The organism is Acidovorax sp. (genome assembly GCF_022763525.1).
In the GTDB taxonomy this organism is placed as follows: domain Bacteria; phylum Pseudomonadota; class Gammaproteobacteria; order Burkholderiales; family Burkholderiaceae_C; genus Acidovorax.
Genome location: NZ_JALEGG010000259.1, coordinates 1 through 4,607, shown reverse-complemented (window position 1 = coordinate 4,607; position 4,607 = coordinate 1). Strand labels below are relative to the sequence as shown.

At 65.6% G+C, this 4,607-nt stretch carries 5 protein-coding genes; 4 read left to right on the top strand and 1 reads right to left on the bottom strand.

The features are described from left to right. Positions 1–1,069 (top strand): GGDEF domain-containing phosphodiesterase (locus MRY84_RS20035; RefSeq protein ID WP_291507445.1); only part of this gene is annotated, 1,069 nt, incomplete at its 5' end. A gap of 25 nt (positions 1,070–1,094) precedes the next feature. On the opposite strand, the gene cutA is transcribed toward MRY84_RS20035, so the two are convergent. Next, on the bottom strand, positions 1,095–1,442 hold the full coding sequence (gene cutA / locus MRY84_RS20030; RefSeq protein WP_291507444.1) for a divalent-cation tolerance protein CutA: 348 nt from the start codon (positions 1,440–1,442) through the stop codon (positions 1,095–1,097). 378 nt (positions 1,443–1,820) lie between these two features. Here cutA and rpoH point away from each other — a divergent pair, with 378 nt between their 5' ends. From rpoH to MRY84_RS20015, 3 genes are all read left to right on the top strand, one after another. Further along, positions 1,821–2,762 (top strand): RNA polymerase sigma factor RpoH, encoded by a 942-nt coding sequence (rpoH, locus tag MRY84_RS20025; RefSeq protein WP_291507443.1) that lies wholly within the window; start codon positions 1,821–1,823, stop codon positions 2,760–2,762. A gap of 124 nt (positions 2,763–2,886) precedes the next feature. Then, positions 2,887–3,912 (top strand): tripartite tricarboxylate transporter substrate-binding protein, encoded by a 1,026-nt coding sequence (locus MRY84_RS20020; RefSeq protein WP_291507442.1) that lies wholly within the window; start codon positions 2,887–2,889, stop codon positions 3,910–3,912. 160 nt (positions 3,913–4,072) lie between these two features. Then, on the top strand, positions 4,073–4,607 hold a 535-nt coding region (locus MRY84_RS20015), incomplete at its 3' end, for a Crp/Fnr family transcriptional regulator (protein WP_291507441.1).

Genomic DNA, 4,607 nt, shown 5'->3' with positions numbered 1-4,607 from the left:
TGTGGTGGTGCTGCAAAACCTGAGCAGCGACCCGCCCGAGGCCGCCGCCCAGGCGCGCACGCTGGGCGAGCTGGTTCTGGCCGAACTGCGCCAGCCCTACGACCTGGCGGGGCACGAACACCACTTCACCGCCAGCATCGGGGTGACGCTGCTGCGGGGCCACCGCGACTCGGTGGACGAGGTGCTCAAGCAGGCCGACATGGCCATGTACCGCGCCAAGGACGCGGGCCGCAACACGTTGCGGTTTTTTGACCCCGACATGCAGCAGGCGGTGAACCGCCGCGCGCTGCTGGAAACGGAGCTGCACAACGGCCTGCGGCAATCGCAGTTCCTGCTGCTGTACCAGCCCCAGGTGAACGCCGAGGGAGGCGTGATCGGCGCAGAGGCGCTGGTGCGCTGGCAGCACCCCACCCATGGCATGGTCCCGCCGTCGGAGTTCATTCCGCTGGCGGAAGAGTCCGGCCTCATCCTGCCCCTGGGCCGCTGGGTGCTGGAAACCGCGCTGCGCCAGCAGGCCCGGTGGCGCCAGAGCGCGCAGTTCGCCCCGTTGAACCTCGCCATCAATGTGAGTGCGCGCCAGTTCCTGCAGGAAGACTTCGTGGCGCAGGTGCTGGACCTGCTGCAGCGCACCGGCGCCGATCCCGCGCGCATCAAGCTGGAGCTGACCGAAAGCCTGCTGCTTACCGATGTAGACAGCGTGATCGCCACCATGCAGTTGCTCAAGGCCCAGGGCGTAGGCTTCTCGCTGGATGACTTTGGCACCGGGTATTCGTCCCTCGGCTACCTCAAGCGCTTGCCGCTCAACCAGATCAAGATCGACCAGGGCTTTGTGCATGATGTGCTGCTGAACCCGAGCGACGCAGCCATCGCCCGCTCGATCATCGCGCTGGCCGACAGCCTGGGCCTGGACGTGATCGCCGAGGGCGTGGAAACCGCCGAGCACCATCAGTTCTTGCTGGCGCACGGCTGCAAGGCGTTTCAGGGCTACTTGTTCGGCAAACCCATGGAACTGGGCGAGTTCGAACGGGCTGCGCAAGAGCGGCTCGGTCCGCCCACGGCCCCTGGCTGAGCGGGCGTCCGCCCTCTCCTGCCCTTCAGGCCGGGACCGCGGCGGTGGCCACCTGTGCGTCCACCCAGTCGGCATACTCTGCGGAGCTCTGCAGCGCCTGCACCACCAGCTGAGGCAGCGCATAAGGGTGGTGCGCCCGAACGAGGGCCAGTAGCGGATGCAGGGCCCGGGGCGCGGTCTTGCACACCACCCGGAATTCGCGGTCCTCCTGCATCGCACCCTGCCAGCGGAAGTAGGCCGTGATGGGCTCCACCTGCACACAGGCGGCCAGCCGCGCCTGCAAGACCAGCTGGGCCAGCCGCCGCGCTTCCGCATCGGTGGCCACAGTGGTGGTGACAACTGCAATCTTGCAAAGGGCTGTCGGCTCGGTCATGCGCGTCTCCCAAAGGCGGTGGGCGCTGCAGTCTGCCACGGTGGAGGATGCAACGCCAGCGCGGCGCCCCCGAATCGTGAAAAGACAGTTCCGTTTGTCGCAACAATTGCAAAAACTCCCCTTGAGAGCGCGGGAACCTGGGGCGGGCAGCGCGGTCTGTCACACAAGCCCTCCGGCTGGACCAATCAGCGCCATCGTAAAAAAGTTATTTCAAATCATAGGCTTAGCGCGCCCCACCGGTCGCAGAGCCATTGAAGTATCCGCCAGTGCTCGCCGCTGAAAGCCGACAACTTGGCCCTCCTTCCTACGGGAACTCCGGGCTTAGCACTCGATCACATGGAGTGCTAACATCATGGCTTAGAGGAAAGGATTCCTGGAATGAACATTCAATCTGGAACCGCAACGACGACTTTGGCACCCAGCAACCCCTGGGCGCTGGTCCCGCCCTTGGGCAATCTGGACGCTTACATCTCGGCCGTGAACCGCCTGCCGCTGCTCACCCACGAAGAAGAGCAGAGCTATGCCCGCCGACTCAAGGACCACAACGACTTGGACGCCGCTGGACGGCTGGTGATGTCGCACCTGCGTCTGGTGGTGTCGATTGCGCGCCAGTACCTGGGCTACGGCCTGCCCCACGGGGATCTGATCCAGGAAGGCAACGTGGGGTTGATGAAAGCCGTCAAACGCTTCGATCCCGACCAGGGTGTGCGTCTGGTCAGCTATGCCATGCACTGGATCAAGGCCGAGATCCACGAATACATCCTGAAGAACTGGCGCATGGTGAAGGTGGCCACCACCAAGGCCCAGCGCAAGCTGTTCTTCAATCTGCGTTCCATGAAGCAAGGTTTCAAGGCCGACGCGTCTGCTGCCGATGCCGCAACCCACCGCGATACGCTGTCGGACCAGGAAATCGACACCGTGGCAGCGCAACTCAACGTCAAGCGCGAAGAAGTCATCGAGATGGAAACGCGCATGTCGGGGGGTGACGTACTGCTCGACCCGGCACCTTCGGACGAGGGCGAGCAGGCTTTCGGCCCGATTGCCTACCTGGCAGACGCCGCACACGAACCCACGGCGATGATCGAGTCGCGCCAGCGCGATGCCCTGGCCACCGATGGCATTGCCGCGGCGCTGGGCAGCTTGGACGAGCGCAGCCGCCGCATCGTGGAAGAGCGCTGGCTGAAGGTGAACGATGATGGCACCGGCGGCATGACGCTGCATGAACTGGCCGCCGTGTATGGCGTGAGCGCCGAACGCATTCGGCAGATTGAAGTGGCCGCCATGAAGAAGATGAAAAAGGCGCTGGTGGAGTACGCCTGAGCAGCGGCCAGTGCGCGGTAATATGCCGCTTCTGCAGAAGTAGCCTGAAGACAAGCGTAAGAGGCCCCGGTTCTGGGGCCTCTTGTCATTTTTGCACCCCATATTGACCAGGAGACCCCGCCCCATGTTGTCACGCCCCGTTTCCCGCCGTGCGTCGTTGCTGATCGCGTTGGCCGCCACCGCCCCTTGGGCGTTGGCCCAGAACACCGCCAAGCCTGCGGCAAACGCCGCCGCCGCACCGGCCTGGCCCACCAAGCCGCTGAAGATCATCGTGGGCTTCCCCGCCGGCACGTCGCCTGACCTGACGGCCCGTGCGTTCTCCGAACCGCTGTCCAAGGCCCTGGGCCAGCCAGTGATCGTGGAAAACAAGGTGGGCGCGGGCGGCAACATCGGTGCCGACGCGGTGGCGAAGGCGCGTGACGACCACACCATCGGCCTGATGATCAACGGCAACATGACCATCGCCAAGATGATCAACCCGGCAGTGCCCTACGACCCGCTGAAGGACCTGGCGCCGCTCAGCCTGATTGGCACCTCTCCCCTGATCCTGACCGCCCCTGTCTCCCAGCCGGGTGTACCCGCCAACGCGGATGCGCGTGAGTTCTTCGTGGCGGCCCGCAATGGCGGTGACAAGTGGAGCTATGGAACGCCGGGCGTGGGCACGGTGGGCCACATTGGCACCGAGCTGCTGAAGTCGCGCAGCAACATCAACCCCGTGCACGTGCCGTACCCCGGCTATCCGCAGGTCGCCAACGCCATGCTGGGCGGGCAACTGCAGATGGCGCTGCTGCCCCCGGCCCTTGCGCAGGCGCAAGTGCGCGCAGGCAAGCTGCGCGCCATCGGCGTGACTTCCGCAGGCCGCAGCCCTCTGGCACCGGAGGTTCCGAGCTTGGCGGAAGCCGGCATCCGGGGTTTCAACCTTGAAATCTGGAATGCGTTTGCCGCACCCGCCACCATGCCCAAGCCCATCCAGGCCCGGCTGGCGGCATTGATCAGCGAGATTGCCCGCAGCGACGATATGCGCAGCAAACTCTTTCAGCAAGGCTGGCAGGTGGCAGGCACGTCCCCCGAAGGGCTGGCCAATCGCATCAAGGCCGACACCAGCTTGCTGGGCGGCGTGATCGCGATGCGCGGCATCAAGGCGGAGTAGAACGCAGACGCCTGGAAGTGTTGTAAACATTTTGTTGCAACCCAACTCCAACCCGGGTAAGGTGCCACCACCTGCCCGGGTTGGCCCTTTTTGGGGACCTGTTTTGTCGCGGCTCCTGCCCGTTCTGGCCTCGCGTTTGCTCGTTTTTCTTTTGCCCGCCATGAGTTTTGAATCCCCTGCCCCAGCCCCTGCGGGCGGCTGTGCGCTCTGCGCTGGGCGGCAGCATTGCGTGCTGGGCCGGCTGGATGCCGAGCGCCAGACCCGCTGGCGCGCGCTGGTGACCGAGCGCTCCGTGCGCAAAGGCGAACTGCTATTGCGGCAAGGCCAGGCCGCCTCCAGGAGCTTCAAGATCGTGAAGACCGGCACGGTGGTGGTGATGCGCGGTGGCGGCGCGGAGGGGGCCGAGCGCCCGGTGGGCGTGTTCGGGCCGGGGCAGCCGCTGGGCACAACGGTGCTGGTGGAAGAGCCGGCCCCGCTGTCCTGCCGCGCGCTGACGGCAGGGCGCATCTGCGAGGTGCCGATTGCCTGCGCCGAGCGCCGGGGCCTGTTGGCCGACGCCGAGTTTTTGCGCGCCCTGGCGCAAAGCTATGCGCAGACCAATGCCCGGTTGGCAGACTGGGCCCGCATCGTCCGCATCAAGGGCGTGGCGGGCCAGCTGGCGGCCACGCTGCTGGAGCTGGCTCAGCTCCAGCGCA